The organism is Ktedonobacter robiniae, from assembly GCF_016587375.1.
Lineage (GTDB): Bacteria > Chloroflexota > Ktedonobacteria > Ktedonobacterales > Ktedonobacteraceae > Ktedonobacter > Ktedonobacter robiniae.
Window position 1 is genome coordinate 947060 of sequence record NZ_BNJG01000001.1, and the last position, 17594, is coordinate 964653.

Here is a 17594-nt window from a genome sequence, read left to right on the forward strand (position 1 = left end):
GAAAGGCAGAGTACAATCATGGCTAAGAAGTCAGCAACAGCGCGCAGAAGTGCTCAGCGCTCCAAAGCGACCCGCGCCAAAGGCTTTGAACTGGTCCAACCCGCCATTGAGGAGCGCGAAGAGGAGAACCCTCTCCTCGAGGTAGAAGAAGAAGAGATCGTCACTTCCGAACCTGAAATCGAGAACGTCGCTTCCAGCGTTGTCGAGGAAAAGGCAAGCACCCCGGTAGCGGTCGCTCCCGAGCAGGGAAGTGCACGCGCACGGCTGGCAGCACGTCGCCAGGCCAAAAATAGAAGCCAGCGCGCGGCCCCCCAGTTGATTACGGTTGAGCATTTTGCGTATGTGAAACGCGACCTGATTACCATTGGCATCCTTGCCACCCTGCTCTTCGTGGTAATTATTGTGCTTTACTTTGCCTATGGCAGTGTGCTCTAGTCTGCTCTAAAAATAACCAACCAGGCAATAAAAAAAGACACTGACCGTCCTATCCTTAGAGACATGAAATACGGTCAGTGTCTTTCGCCATAGAGAAAAAGGTTATGAAAGGGCTGCTAGTGCACCAGCGGGCTTGTGCCCAGGCCTGAGGGGACACCGTGACGATAGGCGGCGGGAATAGTCACGCCCAGCACGCGCTGCATCGCCATAGTGTGACAGCAATCACCCCAATCATGGAAGAAGCGACACGTGCAATCCCACGTCCCATTATCAAAAGTGGTGGTATGAACGTCATTTTCGCCGTGGAAATTGGCTTCAAAACGGGTAAACTGAATGCGCTCCGGCTCCTCTGCGTAACGTTTGGCTTTGGCGATTTTATTGATCATGCTCGAGTTCATGGTCTGCACTCTCCTTGAATTCTAAAAACCACTACCGTACCACATACCGTTTATCACTTAGGCCTGCTTACGTCTCCTACACCCTTGTATTCAACGAAGTACAGTGCCGAACGCTCAAAAAAGAGATGCGGCCTCCTTTCTTTGCAGGACAAATACCGCTCAGGATCGAAGCAGAAGCGGTCCTCCGAGCCAGGGCTCAAAATGCCAAAGGAGCAATGTAGGGATATGTACCCGTCCACGTAAGAGCAACTATCCAGTTTTCAAGGTATAAAAAAAACACCAGGGCGAAATGTCCCTAGTGCGTGTTGCTATGCATCGGTGTTCGTCTCGTCAGACGCCAGCAGCGTATATTTCAGCTGATAGTGTGGCGAAGTTGTTGAGACTGAACCCATAAGCATGTAGCCTCCCACTCGTACTCTCGAGTGTAAACGCCTGAGAAGCAGAACATTGCTTCTCGGCATGGATGCCTGATCAATAGTGTCTCGTGATGAAATGATTATACCATAGAGAAAGTTGAAAGTCTACCCTTCTACATTTTCCCATGCACTCATACATCTTCCCCGACCTCGCATATCCTCACACCGAAAATAACCGCATCCATAGCGTTTACCTATCAGTAAGATCACTGTTAGCGAATCCGATGCGCAACTTTCGGTCGTAGCTCCTCGCGCCTGCGGCGCTCACCTAAGTAAGGGGTGGTGGTGCGTGCTGGCAGCCTGCACTACCACCCCTTACCCGGAATAAGTGTATATGGCGCTAGCTTATCCAGGATCAATGTGTGTGACATTAGTTTACCCAGGATCAGTGTACATGACGCTAGCTTACTCAAAATTAGGTGCACATAAAGTTAGCTACTTCACATTCAATGTATGGCTCCTCTCATAGCGCCTCTCATCAAGGTTGCGTACACTTCTTGCTAGTACAACTTGCCTTTATCACTACTACTTGGAGGTAGATGTGACCACACGTAACCGAGCGTCCCTTTCCGCGCTCCTACTCCTGATAACTGTCTTACTAAGCGCCTTATTGAGCGCCTGTACTGCTGATAATAGTGGAGGCAACACCAGCGCTACCAATGCCAGTCCGGGTGGAGCGCCACGCAAGGCTCCCACGCGCAAACCCGGTCCTCTAGCCAATCAACCGCTAGAGGCGCAAGCCGCGCTTCTTGGTTCGCCCTTGTCGCCAGGGAACCAGCTGACGCTGACCTTTAACCTGGCCTTTGACGATGATGCGCTGAATGCCTTCGTCACTCAACTCTATACACCTGGTTCGGCAAGCTTCCATCAGTTTCTGACGCCCGAGCAGTTAGTCCAGCGCTTCGCGATGCCGGATGCCCAGACCAAACAGATCCAGGCCTGGCTAACGCAACAAGGCTACACCCAGATTAGCACCGATCCCTTGCATAGCTCGATCAAGGCTCAGGCCACGGTCCAGACCATTCAGGCCTCTCTGGGAACCCAGCTCTACGCCTTCTCTCTTCTGGATCAACAATTCTACATGCAGAACAAAGATCCACACCTTCCCAGTTCCATTGAACCCTATATCCAGACCATTGCAGGCTTGAATAATCTCGCGCTTCCCGACATCAAACCGCCACGTCAGAACACACATATACAACAACTGGGCCAGGAGAGCAATTGCACCAAATATGGCGCGAAGCAAACTCTCACCCAGCAAAAACTCGCGTCAGCCTACCAGGTTGATCAACTATACAAGAAAGGTCTGCAAGGCCAGGGGGCCACGATTGGCATCGCCGAGTTTGGCGATCCATATGACATCAATGATGTGCGGAATTATATCGCCTGCACAGGGCAGAGCATGCCTTCAATCCAGAATATCAATGTGGGCACACCTCTTCCTCCCGGCACGGGCGAGGGCGAAGCCACAATGGATGTCGAGCTGATCGCCGGGCTAGCACCCAAAGCCAGTATTCTGGTCTATCAGACGCAGTTACAGGACGCCAATAACCCTATCTCGCAGGTCACCTCATTTGCACAAGGCATGCTCGATGTCTTTAATCGCGTGGCCAGTGATCATAAAGTCCAGGTGCTGAGCGTCAGCTATGGGCTGGGCGAGGAGATGTTTAGCACCAGTGATCAGATCGCGATCAATAACAGTCTACGCAATCTCGCCGCCGAGGGCATCTCGGTCTTTATCAGTAGCGGCGATTGTGGCGCGTACAGCCTGCGTGCGCGCTTTCCCCAGATCGCGGAGGTCTCTTTTCCCGGCAGCGCTCCCTACGCCATATCTGTTGGCGGCACCTACTTACAGGTCGGTGATGATCTCCAGCGCTCCAGCGAAACCGTCTGGGGTGGCGATGATGGCACGTCCGTCTGCCAGAACTCCTGGGGATCAGGCGGCGGCGTGAGTCAGAACTCCGCGTTTATGCGCCCAGGCTGGCAGGCCGGGGATGGCGTGACCACGTCCTATGATGGCGCAACTCAGGGTGTCTTTGTACGCACTCTGCCACCTCAGACGCTTCAGGCCCCCAACGGCTTACGCCAGGTTCCCGATATCGCCGCGGCGGCATATCCCAATATCTGCATCTATTATGATAGCATCTGGGTGCGCAGCGGTGGCACCAGCGCGGCTGCTCCCATCGCCGCCGCTGGCACAGCCCTGGTCGATCAAGGGCTCCGCCAGAGCGGAAAGCGCCCGCTTGGTGGCGTCCCCGAGTTCTATCGCCTGGCCAACCAGGCGGGCGGGAACCAACCCTATACCGACATCATCCAGGGAGATAACCTGTTCTATCCCGCCACCAAAGGCTGGGACTACACCACCGGCTGGGGTTCCCCCAATTTCGCGGCCATCCTGAGCATGGAGAGCTAATCAACGCTACTTGCGTACGCGTCTACTTCCGGAAGTAGACGCGTACGCAAGTAGCGTCATCCCATACCCATCTTCACCTACCTGCCTCTCACACAATTTATTGCGCGATCAAGCAACTAGCCTCATCCAGGAGGGCCTCGTAGAGATGCTGCACCTGTTCCGCCACGCTGTCCCAGCTAAAGCGTAACACAGAGTTGCGCGTGGCCTGCGCCATACGCTCACGCAACGCAGGTTCACGCAGTAACGCATCCAGGCGCGCGGCGAAGAAACCAGGGGCGCGCGGCACCAGAAAACCGGTCTCATCATGGCGCACCACGGTCATCAATCCGCCCGCACGCGTCGCGACCACAGGCGTACCACAGGCCAGCGACTCCACGGCGGCAAAGCCAAAACTTTCGTGATAGGAGGGAACAACGGTGACATCGGCGGCGCTATAGAACAAGGGCATCCGCCCCTGGGGTTGCGCCTCCAGGAAGTGGGTGCGCTCGGCAATCCCCAGTTGGGTCGCCAGTTCGCGTAGCTTACGCACATCCTCATCCTGCTCTAAACGACCACCCACAATCACGATCTGCGCCTCTTCCTGCATCATGGTGGCGGCGCGTAACAGCACATCGGGTCCCTTAAACGGGTCCAGCCGCCCGGCGAAGAGCAGCAGTGGCTGCTGATTTGAAAAGCCCAGTTGAGCGCGTGTCTGGCGCTGATCATATGGCTGAAAGAGCTCGATATCTACGCCACAGGGAATCACACGCACACTGCGCGAGGCCGCGCCGCAGAAGCGCAGAATCTGGGAGCGTTCGTCACCAGTCGCGGCGATAATTCGATCCACCTGCTGGATTAATTGCTGCTCCATCTCCAGGCGTAGAGGAGGTTCTGGCTCATCAGGATGCGCCATCTGTTTGAGACGCGCCAACGTATGGAACATGGTCACATGGGGGACCTGCCAGAGTTCAGACAGCGCGAGTCCGGCAACGCCAGAGAGCCAGTAGTGGCTATGCACTAGGTCGTACTCACTCTGCTCTTCAGCTCGAAACTCATCTATGTTGCGCGCAAAGGTGGGGAGGTACTGGTATAGCTCATTCTTATGTGTGGGAGCTTGAGGACCTGCAGGAATATGAATTACACGCACCTGGCTATCAAGATGCACAACCTGGGGGGTAGATGGATCAGTTTTACGGGTAAAGATGTCAACCTGGATATCGCGCTGCGAGAGCGCATGGGCGAGAGCACGAATATAAACATTCATACCACCAGCATCCTTGGTACGTCCTGGAGCATCGAGCGGAGACGTGTGGACGCTGAGCATGGCAACAGAATATGACATGTTAGAGAGGCTCCTCTTTCTTCAATTGGTGCTAGTGTTGATTGCAGATGCGTGGCCAGCGTCCTTCACCAGCCAGGGCCACATAGGAGTGCGACATCTGACACACCTTCCTTTCTTGATCTTTCATGACCTATTAAACAAGAACAATTGCAGGGCTGCTTCTATTTCAAGTCTCTGTACATTCAGAGGTAACCGCTCACCGTTGAGCTTATGTAGACGCGACACAAGTACGTATCTACATATCGTGACCATATGTAGACACGTACTTGTGTCGCGTCACACCCTCCCTAGGGCTGCTGCTCGCGAAACTGGGCGACAGCCTCAAACATCTCCTCCTGGTCGAGGCCCGACCCCTGAGAGATCTCTTCGAGGAACTCGGTCCGTCGCGTCACTTCAGTAGCAAACTGCTGGCTCGAAATTCCTATCCAGTTCGCCAGGTCATCCAGGATCGCCTGGTCTGCATACAGGAATGTATCATCCACCTGATTCCAGAGGGAGAGCGGCAGTGGCTCAACCGCCTCCGGCTTATCAGGATTGACATTCGGCTGAATAAAATGCGTGCTAAACCAGCGGCGACGCGGGGGATAGAGCCGCCCCACCAGGCCAATATTCACCACCAGGCCCAGGCGACGCGTATCCTCTGGGCCAACCCGCAAGGTACGCTGATACATACGCATAACATCATCAATAGTATCGGCATGCACGCTGGTCGCGATATGATACCCCTTTGCAGGCAGGGTCAGATAGCGACGCGCCACGCGCCCCCACATATAAATAGGCAGGTGATCGCTCACCTCGTTGCAAAGCGCATATGTGGTCTTAGGAGCAATATCTGGAATATTAGTAAAGGCAAAATTCTCATACATGCCCGCCATATACGCCAGGGAGGTCCCCTCGGGCAAGAACTGGAGCAGGGCATTAAGCGTCGTTGTCTTCCCAACACCTGGCTGGGGATCGGTCGGGCCTGCAACCGTCAAGGAAGAACCATTTTCAAGCAAAAGCCAGATCAAGGCGGCGGTCTTCGCGTCAACGCTCCCCAGCGCGATAATCTGCGCCATCGAAAGCGGGCGACGAGACTCATAATGCCAGTAATAGCGTTCATAGGGATCACGCGGATCAAACATGCTATGCTTCCCTTCCAGGTGTACGTTTTCAATAGCACCAGGCGACAAACGACACACAATATTACGTTCTCTTCACAAGCGATCAGGTCTTTTGTTCGCCAATCTCTTGCGCATGATTAGACGGCGTAGACTCCTGCGGAGCTGGCGCAGGCGGAGCGGGGGGCTTCAACCAGCCTGGCTGAGGGTTCCACCCCATCGCCACAACATGAGGAGGTTGATCTTTATCAAGCTCAATTAAGCTGACAGAGGCATTATCAATATGCAGTGAGCCAGCGCGCCGTGTCTCCAGTCCCATATAATAAGCAAGTAAGAGCTTGATCACATCGGCATGGGCCACAAAAACGGGATGAGTGCCAAGATTGTCCTGGGCCAGCCAGCGCTCGATGGCAGCCACCACGCGTTGCTGCACATGGGGAAAGGTTTCGACGCCCTCGGGCGCGGTGGTGGGATCCTTTACATACGCCTGCCAGGCCGAGTCCTCTTTTGAAAGCTCGCTAATGACGCGTCCCGCCCAGGGACCCACATCAGTATCTACCAGGTCCGACTCAATCTGAACGGGAATATCACGTCCCTGGGCAAGATAGGCCGCTGTATCTCTAGCCCTCTCCAGGGGGCTACTAATAATCGCACTAATGGGCATCACGGAGAGCGCCTCCGCCAGGCGGGCCGCCTGCTTACGACCAGTTTCATTGAGCGCCACACCTGGCAACAGGCCCGGCAGGCGGTGCTCCGTATTCCAGGTCGTTTGCCCATGACGAACTATGAGCAGTGTTCGTTTCATAGAATCCTGTGTACTTTCTTCCTTCATACCATGCATACGTCGCCACAGTCGCCAGCGCCAGCAGAGAAAGCGGATCTGCACCTTGAGCATAAGCCACAATACCTGAAGCACAGCACAATCTCCCCTGCCTATCAATACAAACTTGTCTGTCGCCATAACGACGCACCTACCACTCAAGAGCACATATTTGTACTGTATTGTATCAGTACAAAGAGAAACGACGCAAATTATATGGGTAAAGGGCCTGGTGGCAGGCTGGCGAAGCCAGCCTGCCACCAGGCCCTTTACCCATATAATTATATACTCTATGCGTAGCGGCGGCGCTCCGGCAGGGCCAGTTGCACACCATTCAACGCCAGCGCAGGGCCTGAACCGTTGGATGCCTTAGTGAAGAGGGATTTGTCCAACGTAGGAATCGGCTCCTGCGTACACACATTGGCAGGTTGATTATTGGTGGCGCGACAAATGGCGGTCGTGAGGTAGTTCGCGGCCCCAATTATGCCCTTGCTGACATCCGAATTGGGATCCTTCAGGTCATTAGCGACATCCTGGTAGGAGAGGTTCAACAACTGCTGTGGAGGATAAAATGATCCCGAAGAGATCGCGACCTTGTCGACAAGCAGGAAGGGAATCGAGCCCTTCTCGTTAGCCCCCACATAGGGCGGGGCATCGTAGGTATCCACCAGTTTGCGCTGCTCCGTTGTTGGCGTATCGAGCGCCTTGCCAGTGTTATCCTCGGTCTCGACCGGGACAAAATCAATATACTGGCTGGTATACTTCGCACCGTGGAATGAGAATGTGACGATGTTCTGCTCGGCAGAGGCTATCGTATCCAGCTTGCCAAAAGTACCAAAGCGGCTCAGCGAGGCAATGATAGCCCAGCGTTGCGCCGCGCAGTAGGGACACCAGTCGGCACCGATATAGAGCACCTGCGGCCTACCATTTGGCCCCTTAGGGATATCAGCATTGGAAGGAAGAGGCTTGAAGAGGGTCTTTGCGCTTCCCGCGCCCACCGTCTTAAAGGTCTGGGGACTGATAGTGGTGAGAGCCTTCTGAATATCCACGTTCCCCTTGGTTGCGCTGCCGGTCTGTTGATTCGCAGCCCAGACAAAAATACCCACGACGATGGCGACCATCAAAACAATGCCGCCAACCAGCAGCCAGGCTTCGCTGAGTTTTTTCCCTCTGCCTCGCCCACGGTAACGCGTATTCTGATTTGTATTGAGACGCTGATCGCGCTGCCTACGTGCCTGCTCGCGACGCTGAGCCGCCGAATCGCGTTGTTTCGGATTTGCCATGCGTTTTCTCTGACCCCTCTAAATACATTCGTAAATCAATTCGCGTCGTATTGTAACACACCTGCTCCGACCTGCGTATAGCTGCCTGCTTATTTCTGATAAGTGGTGTGGTGCGTGCTGGCAGCCTGCGGCTGCCAGCACGCACCACACCACTTATCAGGCGAGCGCCGCAGGCGCGAGAAGCGTTTGTAAAGGCTAACATACATAAGGTCCATGCTTTATATCACGAGACTAGTATACTTCTCTACAGAAGATATACTAGCCAAACTACTTTTTAGCCAGATCAGCTATGACCACCGCGAAACGCTTGACAAATCACGAGTACTAGGGTACAATCCTAGACGTCGGCATGAGAAATCACCGGCGACACAAAGCCCGCCTCGTTCGTCTAGCGGCCTAGGATGCCACCCTTTCAAGGTGGAGATCACGGGTTCGAATCCCGTACGAGGTACTATTTTGTAGAGAAGCCTGGCATCGCTTGTTTATTTCGGCGTGTCAGGCTTCTCCTTTTTTGTTTTGGCAGGAGAAAAAAGCCATGCTTAGCGTTGAAGAAGCCCTTTCCCGCATCCTGGCGGAGATTCGCCCGCTCGAAAGCGTCTCGCTTCCCCTTGACCAGGCCCTCGGTTCTGTCCTGGCTCAAGATATCGTCGCGCACGAAGATATGCCTCCCTTTGATAACTCCGCCATGGATGGCTTCGCCCTCCTCAGCCAGGATAGCAAGCCACAAGCGGGGCAAGCACCACGCCTGCGCGTCATCGGTGGTGTGGCCGCTGGCTATGTTGCGCAAACACGCGTCGAGGCTGGTACGGCCATGCGCATCATGACTGGCGCTCCCGTCCCGGCTGGTGCCGACACCGTTATTCAGGTAGAATTGACTAACTCCGATGCCCCCCAGAGCGAGTGGGTCGAGATTCTGCAAGAGGTTCCACCCGGCAATAATATTCGTCCCGCGGGCGAGGACATGCGCAGCGGGCAAACGATTCTAACAAGTGGGCAGGAGATTGGTGCCTGGGAGATTGGCATTCTGGCCACGCTAGGCTACGCTCAGGTGCAGGTGGTGCGTAGACCACGTGTGGCGATCCTGGGCACGGGCGACGAGGTCGTGGATATCGATGCCGAACTGCAACCGGGCCAGATCCGCAATAGCAACAGTTACCTGCTGGAAGCCGCCGTTCGCCAGGCGGGTGGTATTCCCCAGCGTCTGGGCGTGGCCCGCGACACTGCCGAGAGCCTGCGCGAGAAGTTCAGCCAGGCCGTTCATGCCGACCTGATCCTCACCTCTGGCGGCGTCTCCGTTGGCGATTTCGACCTCGTCAAAGACATCATGCATGAGCAGGGAGCCATCAACTTCTGGCGCATTAATATGAAGCCCGGCAAGCCCGTTGCCTTTGGCAAAATTTCTGGTGTCCCCCTGCTGGGACTGCCTGGCAATCCGGTCTCCAGCGCCGTCACCTTTGAGCTCTTTGGGCGCCCGGTCGTACGTAAATTGCAGGGGCATACGCGTTTACAGCGCCAGCAGATAGAGGTCATCGTCGAACAGGATATCCAGGAACGTGCCATGCGCCGTCACTATGTGCGCGCACACGTCATACAACGCGTGGGCAAGTTTATCGCCCGCCCAACGGGGAACCAGGGCTCCAACATCATGACCTCGCTCCTGCAAGCCAACGCCCTCCTGGTCATTCCCGAGGGCGGAGCCACGGTCAAGGCAGGCGAGCATATCCAGGCCATTATGCTCAACTGGCCCGAAGATTAGGGAGGTAAGCACACAATCACGCCACATAGCTCCCCAGACCGCCACTTACTCCTTGGGCAGGCGATAGCGCAACTGGTCGCGCGAGAGGCGCAACAAGGCCGCCGCGCGCACCTGGTTGCCCTGGTAGCGCTCCAGGGCCTCTCGCACAAATATCTGCTCGATGCCCGCCAGGTAAGCACGTAGATCGAGGCCTTCGATGGGGAGATGCATCTGGGCCTGGAGTTCTCGTAGGCGCTGCTGGTCGCTCTTCTCCACGTAACGTACACTCTCGGGTAAATCCTCGGGGCGAATCTCTCCATCCTCGCAGAGGATCTGCCCGCGCTGGATAACGCTGCGCAGTTCGCGGACATTGCCCGGCCAGTGATAGCGCATCAAGAGGGCCATGGCGTCGGGATGGATGCGTAAAGGGATTTCGGAGCCATTATTGTAGCTCTGTATAAAGTAGTCAACCAGTGGCTCGATATCCTCCAGGCGCTCGCGGAGTGGGGGGAGATAAATTGTAATCACCTTCAAGCGATAGAAGAGATCATCGCGGAACGCCCTGCTCGCAACGGCGGCTTCCAAATCAACATTGGTGGCCGAGATTACACGCAGGTCGACATGCATCTCCTTGGTACTGCCCACACGCCTGAAGCTACGCGTCTCCAGAAAGCGCAGTAGTTTTGCCTGGAGCACCAGGGGCATAGACCCGACTTCATCGAGGAAGAGCGTGCCACCATCCGCGCGAAGCAGGTAGCCCTCGCGCGAGGCTTTAGCATCGGTATAGGCGCCCGCCTCAACGCCAAAAAGCTCCGTCTCCAACAGGGTCTCGGGGATGGCGGCACAGTTAATATCGACAAAGGGGTAGGTCGAACGACTGCTTAAGGCGTGAATGGCATGCGCCACGACATCTTTACCCGTGCCGCTCTCGCCCTGCAAAAGTACAGTCGTGGTTGGATATTGCGCCACCTGCCGGATCATGGTCATCACCTCGCTCATGGCCGGGCTCTGCCCAACCATCAAGCGCGACAGGCGTTCCTCGGCGTCAGGAGACTCAGACGCCTTACGGTTCATCGAAATAACACGTCCCTTCACAACACATACCCTTCTCAACCCAACAAACAACACACTATCCACAAAACCGATATTCAAACCCACCAGTAGCCGCGTAGGCCAGTAGCGGGCCGCCGCTACTGGCCTACGCGGCTACTGCACTACCTATCTAATAAATCCCGCTTGCCAGCGTACCAGTTGTATTCAATGGCTGCGAGGGCTGTCCATTCGAGGCGACCCAGCCCTGACCTGGAACAAAGGTTGCGCCATTCCCACCATTGCCCCACTGCGACTCAGTCTCAAAAGGCAATCCCGAAGAGAATGGTGAGCCTCCTTGCATGGGATCAGGCATCGAAGGCATTGCGGGCGACCAGGGAGAGGCGGTCGTCGCGGCATAGCCTGGAGCCATATAGCCTCCCTGCATAGGGTCAGTCGGAGCGGGCGACGCCTCGCGTGTGGGGGCAAACATTTCTTCCGCGTTATTAAGCACCGAGATCGGAGCCACGTGAATCAGTCCCATCGCCATCAACTCCCCCGCCACCTGACACAGCATGTCGGGCGTCATGGCTAGATCCTGGCATGCCGTCTGTAAGGCCGTCTTCCCATCCACGCGGGTAAGCAAGCGCCACTGCTCGGGCGTCATTTGAAACTGGGGATTCTGCGCGCGAAACGATGAAAGATCGGCGGGAATGAGCACCATATCCGGGCGCATAAACGAGGTATCCATGCGTGGCGGAGGAACAGGATTCATCACTGGCTCCGGACGCAGAGGAGCCACAGCCAAGCTATTCTGCAACATACCACTGAGCGATGCGCCACCCATGGGGTTCATCTCAACGCTCTGAGCAACCGGAGCAAGGGCCTCCGTCGAAGGCAGCGATGTGGGAACCGCGTTCACATCAAAGAGAGAGGCCGCGTTAATCTTGGCCGGGGCTTCTTTGACTTCCGCCGGCTTCTTCACAGGCGCCGGGCTAAGCTGTACAGGTAGAGCAGCGGGGGGAACCCGAGGAGGGGTCGCCTGCTGTGGTGTAGGAATGCCAGGAGGGGTCGCCGTACGAGGTAGCGCAGTATTCCAGGACTGTGCTCTATCCGCCTCCTCCGTTGAAAGCACGGGAGTCGTCTGCACCCGTGGAAGTCCGGGAGGTGTGGCCTGCGGCGCGGGCGTCTGCTGCACTGGCAGCACAGGCGTAGGTGGAACAGGCGCAGGCGGCATCGAGGCCAGGAGTTGCGATACGGAGACAGCGATAAGCAAGCGCTCAGCCCCTGGCAGCACACCCTCATTAAAATGGACCTCGCCCTCCGGCCAGAGCATCAGCACATTAAGCACATCCAGTGCGTTGCGATTCGCCCAGGAGCGCAGAGCCTCCTGGCCCAGGGCATGGCGGTCCATCAGTGTCAGAGCTATGCGCGTCTCACTTGGCTCAGCCGAACCAATGGCTTGCAGCGCCTCGCGCAGCATCTGGGATGTAATGATACCATCCTGCAGCAAACGCTCGCCCAGGGTCACATTTGTACGAACCGGACCGATACACATCAATCGTCCGTCGCGAAAATAGAGTTCAATCAGGTGTGGCCCTTGTTTGACTGTAAGCAATCCAGTTTTCGCATACGCTTCTATGCGCTGGAGAACACTAGACAGATTGAATTGACTTAACGTACCTATAAGTGACACCGTAAATTCACCGTCCGTCCAGAAAATTTACTCAAGCGCCGCGCCAAGCCGTCTCTATGACCATCCTCCCTAATGTATACATCTTCCTACCTGGCTTCACATACCGGCGTCGCGCCAGAGACTACTACACCTTTTTAAGTACCTAATTGCCCATCTCTACAGAATACGCAACAGGATAAAAAAAAGAGACCTTCCAGCCATTCTTCCTCCGCAAAATAGTACAAGAGTAAAGAAGAAAATCGCATTGCAGGTCCCTAAAAAGAAAAAGCGGAAGGAGAGGGATTCGAACCCCCGGGGCTCATCACCCAGCTGTTTTCAAGACAGCCGCAATAGACCACTCTGCCATCCTTCCGAGACATACTATACCACAACATTCTCCAAATGAAAAGAGGGCAAGCCCAAGTAGTACCATTGGACGAGGCCTACTGGTGGCGCCCAATTACCCAATTACGCCCGCGCTCGGGTTCATCTAGCGCTTCACCGGCCCCATCAAGGCGGTTCCCATATATGGACGCAGTACTTTAGGGATAACCACGGAGCCATCGGCCTGCTGGTTCAGCTCAAGGATCGCCGCCATGGTGCGCCCCACCGCCAGTCCCGAGCCGTTGAGCGTATGCACATACTCGGCCCGCGTGCCGTTCTGGGGCCGATACTTGATGTTGGCGCGTATCGCCTGAAAACTTTCGCAATTGCTGATGGAAGAGACCTCGATATAATCTTGCAGGCTGGGAAGCCAGACCTCCAGGTCAAAGGAACGCGACGCAGAGAAGGGCAGGTTAGGAGCACAAAGCTCGACCACGCGGTATGGAAGCTCTAATAAACGCAGCACCTGTTCCGCGTGCAGCAACATCTGCTCATGCGCGCTGTAGGATTGCTCAGGCGTAGTGAACTGAAATAACTCGACCTTGTTAAACTGATGCAGGCGCAACAGTCCCCGCTGGTAACGGGAGGCCGAGCCCGCCTCACGGCGAAAAGCCGTTGTCCAGGCAGCGTAGCGCAGAGGCAGTTCCTCACGCATCAGAATACTATCGGTATGCATCCCCACCAGGGCCACTTCAGCCGTTGGATTGAGGTAGAGTTCATCCATCGTACAGGCATACGCCTGCTCCTCAAACTTAGGCAGTTGACCGGCGCCCAGCATCACCGAACGTTTGGCGAGGAAGGGGGGAATAATCTCTGTATACTCAGCTTCGCGCGTATGTAGATCCAGCATAAATGAGAGCAGAGCACGCTCCAACCGCGCACCATAGCCACGCAAGGTCATAAAACGGCTGCCCGCCACCTGCGCAGCACTGATGGGATCAAGAATTCCCAGGCGCTCGCCCAGTTCCCAATGCGCAAGCGGCTGAAATTGAAAAGCGGCGCTCTCCCCCCAGCGACGCAGCTCGACATCGGTATCATCGCGCACGTCCCGTTGAGGGAGGTTAGGCAGAGTCTGTATCAGCAGGCGCAACCGAGTATCGGCGTCGCTCACCTGCAATTCAAGCTGCCGTATCTCCTGCATAATCGCCTTGATCTGCTTATTGAGACCAGCACGCTTCTCTCCTGATGTATTGCCCACCTCCTCACGCACGCCCTTCAAGGTCGCATAGAGACCATCCGTGCGCGTGATCAGCCCCCGACGCTGCTCAGCCAGACGTAGAATTTCATCAATATTGTAGGACTCGCGCCGCCTCTCCAAGGCCTCGCGAACCACCTGTGGATGTTGACAAATAAAATCCAAACTCATCATAACAACTACAGTATAGCATAAAAAGGGGCACAAAGAGCCATAACGTAATGCATCGTCTCAGGACTTCTCGTCACCACATCCTCTATCCTTCGCACCCAAAGCAGACTTTTCTCTCATCAGTCAGGAAACCATTGCACAATAGAGGGAATTTGCGATACACTTACAAAGGTCAAGCAAAGAGACAACGCATGATATGTTGAGATGCATGTGGATGAGTTTATACAGCAGGGACCAGGGCGGCACGTGGAGAGAGGACATCTTGTCAGCAGACCAGGCAACCAGGGAAGCAGAAAACGACATGATCACTATCGTGAAACTAACTCCTCAAGGACAGGTAGCTATTCGCTATGAAGGCGAGGTCGTAGCATACTTCCCCAATGGAGCCAAAATTGAAGCATACTGGACGCTCCCAGCGCGTGACCTGGGTTATGCACACTTCGAGCCAGGTGATCGCTTTCTGGAGTACTACTACACCGATCACTGGTTCAACATCTTCGCCATCTTTCACGCAGACGGCAGACCCAAAGGCTGGTACTGCAATATAGCCGAACCGGCCATCATCAGTAACACCTCTATCCAACAAGTCGATTTATTTTTAGACGTATGGGTTAGCACAACAGGAGCAACGCTCATTCTGGATGAAGATGAATTCAACCAGGCTAGCGACCTGAGCGAGGACCAGCGCCAGGGTGCCAGGGAAGGTCTTAAAATGTTGCTGCATCTACTACACGCGCGCCAGGAGCCTTTTACCATCCTGGGCAACCCAGGTGACTAACCAGCGCAGCAACAATATCGATCTTTGATGATCCAGATAATGGGGCTGCCACACGGCTATAGTGCGAAGTACGTCAATTGTACGGTTGTTCGTTTGTAGGGAACTTACTTGAGTCTCCCCTTTCTTACAAATGATAGGATCATTATGTTAAAACTTGACATTCCTGAGCGCGAGACCATTGAACTCCAGCACGCCGTCATTGACATCAATGGAACGCTGGCAGTTGATGGCATTGCCATCGCAGGCGTCGCGGAACGCCTTGAAGAGCTTTCGGAGCATCTGACCATCCACCTTGTTACTGCGGGAACCCACGATCACCTACAAGAGCTGGAGCGCGACCTGGGCTTTCCTATCCATGTCACGCATCGCAGCGAGGAGAAACTACGCTATGTCCGCGATCTTGGCCCCTCCAAGGTTATCGCCATCGGCAATGGTGCCAACGACACGACTATGCTTCGCCTGGCCGGGCTCGGCATCGCGGTCATGACCACCGAGGGCGTTTCCATCCGCGCGCTGCAGGCCGCTGACGTTGTGGTGGGCAATCCCCTTGACGCCATCGATCTCCTACTCAAGCCTAAACGCCTGATCGCAACTCTACGCGGCTAAAACGTACAGCTTATTTCCTACTTTAACCAACCTTAAGTGCAAAGTTCTTTCGGGTAAAATGGTGTAGTGGGTACGGGCGACCTGAGGCCGCCCGTACCCACTACACCATTTTACCCAGTCGAGCGCCGCAGGCGCGAGAGGTCAAGCCAAAAACGTGCACATAACATTAACATAATATTAACTAATTCAGCTTTTTCAGTTTGACAGGATACTATGACCGATGAAAACTCGCTTCAGCGCCTCACCAGAAGCCAGCGGCACTTCAACAACGCCAGGGACCTCACCAGAGCTAGCCCGGCGTGGTCTCCTCTTTGTCTGTATCGCAGTCATCTTCTTTGGCTCCAACCCGGTCTTTGTCCGCTGGGCCGCGCCCTTTTCCTCGCTTGAGATCGCCTTCTGGCGCCTGGCTATCGCGACGCTGCTGGTCGCGCTCATGGGCCTCATCACGCACCAGCCCCTACGCATCGCTCGAGGCGAGATTCGTAACTTCGCCTTTTACGGCCTGGTGACAGCGCTCCACTTTGTTTTCTATATTTCATCGCTCAGCTTCACCACTATCGCCCATTCCCTGGCCCTCACCTATACCTCGCCTATTTTTGTGACCCTCTTCTCAGTCATCTTTTTAAAGGAGCCGCTACCTAAGCGAAAATATGTGGGCATTGGCGTCGCCGTTCTGGGCGTAGCTATCCTGGCTGGCTTTGAGCCAAACTATACGACGTGTAACCTCAATGGAGGCAAGTGCATGATCCTGGGGGATGGACTCGCCATTCTCTCGGCGCTCTGCTTTGGCATCTACTCCATCGCCGGGCGCAGCGTTCGTGACGCGCACCCCCTGTTCCGCTACACGACAAACGTGTACGGCTTCGCGGCCCTCTGGCTCCTACCTATCGGGGCTTACTTGGCCTTCCAGCACAGTTACAGCACGCTCGCCATCGCCTCAGTCGTTGCGCTAGGCGTCTTCCCTCTGGGTCTGGGCCATACCCTCTACAATGCCGCCATTCGCTACGTCCACGCCACCTACGCCAATCTCATTGCCACCCAGGAGGTCACTATCGGCATCATTCTCGGCATCATCTTCTTCCACGAAATTCCCTCCTGGTCCGCCGTCATCGGCATCATCATCACCCTCCTCGGCATCATCAGCGTCATATTTTAAGAAAAGAGAAGCGTATGGCGAGTTGTGTGGGTTCGCCCACACAACTCGCCATACGCTTCTCTTTTCTTAAGTACACAAGAAGAGGGGTAAAAAAAGGGCAGTTTAAAGTTGGGTCATGACACTCTTGCTGATAGCACGCAGGGACGCGAAGACACCCTTGCCAGAGGACGCCACAGCCTCAAAGGAGGGAACCCGCCGCCGATTCAAATAGCGGTCGAGCACCGGCACTGGCAGTGCATTGGGGAGGTCACGCTTATTCCACTGCATGATAAAGGGAAAGTTCCCTAAATCCTTGCCCAGGCGGCGCATATTCATCTCAAGCTCAGCTATACTCTGCACATTCTCCTCAAACTTCTCCGCCTGAGAATCGACGACAAAGACGATGCCGTCCGCGCCATTTAATACAGCCAGGCGGGTGCGCTCATAGAGGATCTGGCCTGGAACTGTGTAGAGATAGAAGCGAGTGCGAAAGTTTTGGATTTGACCTAGTTCCAGAGGAAGAAAGTCAAAGAAAAGTGTACGTTCGGTGTCGGTCTTAATCGAGAGTAGATCCCCACGCACCTGGGGATTAATACTCTTGTGAACGTACTGCAAATTGGTTGTCTTCCCGCAGTAGCCGATGCCATAGTAAACAATCTTACAATGGATCTCGCGGGTCGCAATATTTATAAACGCCATG

Annotated in this window: 15 protein-coding genes and 2 tRNA genes; 7 read left to right on the forward strand and 10 right to left on the reverse strand. The window is 55.1% G+C overall.

Annotated elements, in window-relative coordinates; genetic code table 11:
- Positions 1-18 precede the first annotated feature (18 nt).
- Positions 19-435, forward strand: coding sequence for a hypothetical protein (locus tag JMJ04_RS03870; protein WP_201369238.1), 417 nt, complete (start codon positions 19-21; stop codon positions 433-435).
- 116 nt (positions 436-551) lie between these two features.
- Here the strand turns inward: JMJ04_RS03870 and JMJ04_RS03875 are convergent, their stop codons facing one another.
- Positions 552-833 carry a hypothetical protein gene (locus JMJ04_RS03875; RefSeq protein ID WP_007910963.1) on the reverse strand — a complete coding sequence of 94 codons (282 nt, stop codon included), beginning with the start codon at positions 831-833 and terminating at the stop codon, positions 552-554.
- Between the two features lie 957 nt (positions 834-1790).
- Here JMJ04_RS03875 and JMJ04_RS03880 point away from each other — a divergent pair.
- Positions 1791-3662: a S53 family peptidase gene (locus JMJ04_RS03880; protein ID WP_201369239.1), complete on the forward strand. Its 1872-nt coding sequence runs from the start codon at positions 1791-1793 to the stop codon at positions 3660-3662.
- A 97-nt stretch (positions 3663-3759) separates the two neighbouring features.
- On the opposite strand, the gene JMJ04_RS03885 is transcribed toward JMJ04_RS03880, so the two are convergent.
- From JMJ04_RS03885 to JMJ04_RS03900, 4 genes are all read right to left on the reverse strand, one after another.
- Positions 3760-4983 (reverse strand): glycosyltransferase, encoded by a 1224-nt coding sequence (locus JMJ04_RS03885; RefSeq protein WP_201369240.1) that lies wholly within the window; start codon positions 4981-4983, stop codon positions 3760-3762.
- A gap of 287 nt (positions 4984-5270) precedes the next feature.
- Complete coding sequence (locus tag JMJ04_RS03890; protein WP_201369241.1) at positions 5271-6107, reverse strand: hypothetical protein; 837 nt, start codon at positions 6105-6107, stop codon at positions 5271-5273.
- 82 nt (positions 6108-6189) lie between these two features.
- Complete coding sequence (locus JMJ04_RS03895; protein ID WP_201369242.1) at positions 6190-6999, reverse strand: histidine phosphatase family protein; 810 nt, start codon at positions 6997-6999, stop codon at positions 6190-6192.
- A 194-nt stretch (positions 7000-7193) separates the two neighbouring features.
- On the reverse strand, positions 7194-8186 hold the full coding sequence (locus JMJ04_RS03900) for a DUF929 family protein (protein WP_201369243.1): 993 nt from the start codon (positions 8184-8186) through the stop codon (positions 7194-7196).
- 377 nt (positions 8187-8563) lie between these two features.
- On the opposite strand from JMJ04_RS03900, the gene JMJ04_RS03905 reads away from it, so the two are divergent.
- Positions 8564-8637, forward strand: a tRNA-Glu gene (locus tag JMJ04_RS03905).
- Positions 8638-8721: 84 nt separating this feature from the next.
- Positions 8722-9942, forward strand: coding sequence for a molybdopterin molybdotransferase MoeA (locus JMJ04_RS03910; protein WP_201369244.1), 1221 nt, complete (start codon positions 8722-8724; stop codon positions 9940-9942).
- A gap of 45 nt (positions 9943-9987) precedes the next feature.
- Here the strand turns inward: JMJ04_RS03910 and JMJ04_RS03915 are convergent, their stop codons facing one another.
- The 4 genes from JMJ04_RS03915 to serS all read right to left on the reverse strand — a co-directional run bounded on the left by JMJ04_RS03915 (position 9988) and on the right by serS (position 14378).
- The gene (locus JMJ04_RS03915) at positions 9988-11016 is read right to left on the reverse strand and encodes a sigma-54 interaction domain-containing protein (protein ID WP_201369245.1); all 1029 of its coding nucleotides are present in this window, start codon (positions 11014-11016) and stop codon (positions 9988-9990) included.
- 127 nt (positions 11017-11143) lie between these two features.
- Positions 11144-12646: a DUF4388 domain-containing protein gene (locus tag JMJ04_RS03920; RefSeq protein ID WP_201369246.1), complete on the reverse strand. Its 1503-nt coding sequence runs from the start codon at positions 12644-12646 to the stop codon at positions 11144-11146.
- Positions 12647-12914: 268 nt separating this feature from the next.
- Positions 12915-12998 (reverse strand) — tRNA-Ser (locus JMJ04_RS03925).
- Positions 12999-13115: 117 nt separating this feature from the next.
- Complete coding sequence (gene serS, locus JMJ04_RS03930; RefSeq protein ID WP_201369247.1) at positions 13116-14378, reverse strand: serine--tRNA ligase; 1263 nt, start codon at positions 14376-14378, stop codon at positions 13116-13118.
- A gap of 259 nt (positions 14379-14637) precedes the next feature.
- Here serS and JMJ04_RS03935 point away from each other — a divergent pair, with 259 nt between their 5' ends.
- The 3 genes from JMJ04_RS03935 (at position 14638) to JMJ04_RS03945 (ending at position 16915) form a co-directional block, all read left to right on the forward strand.
- Positions 14638-15153: a ribonuclease FAU-1 family protein gene (locus JMJ04_RS03935; RefSeq protein ID WP_201369248.1), complete on the forward strand. Its 516-nt coding sequence runs from the start codon at positions 14638-14640 to the stop codon at positions 15151-15153.
- 144 nt (positions 15154-15297) lie between these two features.
- On the forward strand, positions 15298-15759 hold the full coding sequence (locus JMJ04_RS03940) for an HAD family hydrolase (RefSeq protein WP_201369249.1): 462 nt from the start codon (positions 15298-15300) through the stop codon (positions 15757-15759).
- A 220-nt stretch (positions 15760-15979) separates the two neighbouring features.
- A complete protein-coding gene (locus tag JMJ04_RS03945; RefSeq protein ID WP_201369250.1) occupies positions 15980-16915 on the forward strand; it encodes a DMT family transporter in 936 nt (311 codons plus the stop codon).
- A gap of 102 nt (positions 16916-17017) precedes the next feature.
- Here the strand turns inward: JMJ04_RS03945 and JMJ04_RS03950 are convergent, their stop codons facing one another.
- Positions 17018-17593, reverse strand: coding sequence for a GTP-binding protein (locus JMJ04_RS03950; RefSeq protein WP_201369251.1), 576 nt, complete (start codon positions 17591-17593; stop codon positions 17018-17020).
- Position 17594: the final 1 nt, after the last annotated feature.

Bases quoted from the DNA above. Each gene is read 5' to 3' on its own strand.
- JMJ04_RS03870 (WP_201369238.1), top strand. From the start codon at position 19: ATGGCTAAGAAGTCAGCAACAGCGCGCAGAAGTGCTCAGCGCTCCAAA.
- JMJ04_RS03875 (WP_007910963.1), bottom strand. From the start codon at position 833: ATGAACTCGAGCATGATCAATAAAATCGCCAAAGCCAAACGTTACGCA.
- JMJ04_RS03885 (WP_201369240.1), bottom strand. From the start codon at position 4,983: ATGTCATATTCTGTTGCCATGCTCAGCGTCCACACGTCTCCGCTCGAT.
- JMJ04_RS03890 (WP_201369241.1), bottom strand. From the start codon at position 6,107: ATGTTTGATCCGCGTGATCCCTATGAACGCTATTACTGGCATTATGAG.
- JMJ04_RS03900 (WP_201369243.1), bottom strand. From the start codon at position 8,186: ATGGCAAATCCGAAACAACGCGATTCGGCGGCTCAGCGTCGCGAGCAG.
- JMJ04_RS03910 (WP_201369244.1), top strand. From the start codon at position 8,722: ATGCTTAGCGTTGAAGAAGCCCTTTCCCGCATCCTGGCGGAGATTCGC.
- serS (WP_201369247.1), bottom strand. From the start codon at position 14,378: ATGATGAGTTTGGATTTTATTTGTCAACATCCACAGGTGGTTCGCGAG.
- JMJ04_RS03940 (WP_201369249.1), top strand. From the start codon at position 15,298: ATGTTAAAACTTGACATTCCTGAGCGCGAGACCATTGAACTCCAGCAC.
- JMJ04_RS03945 (WP_201369250.1), top strand. From the start codon at position 15,980: ATGAAAACTCGCTTCAGCGCCTCACCAGAAGCCAGCGGCACTTCAACA.
- JMJ04_RS03950 (WP_201369251.1), bottom strand. From the start codon at position 17,593: ATGGCGTTTATAAATATTGCGACCCGCGAGATCCATTGTAAGATTGTT.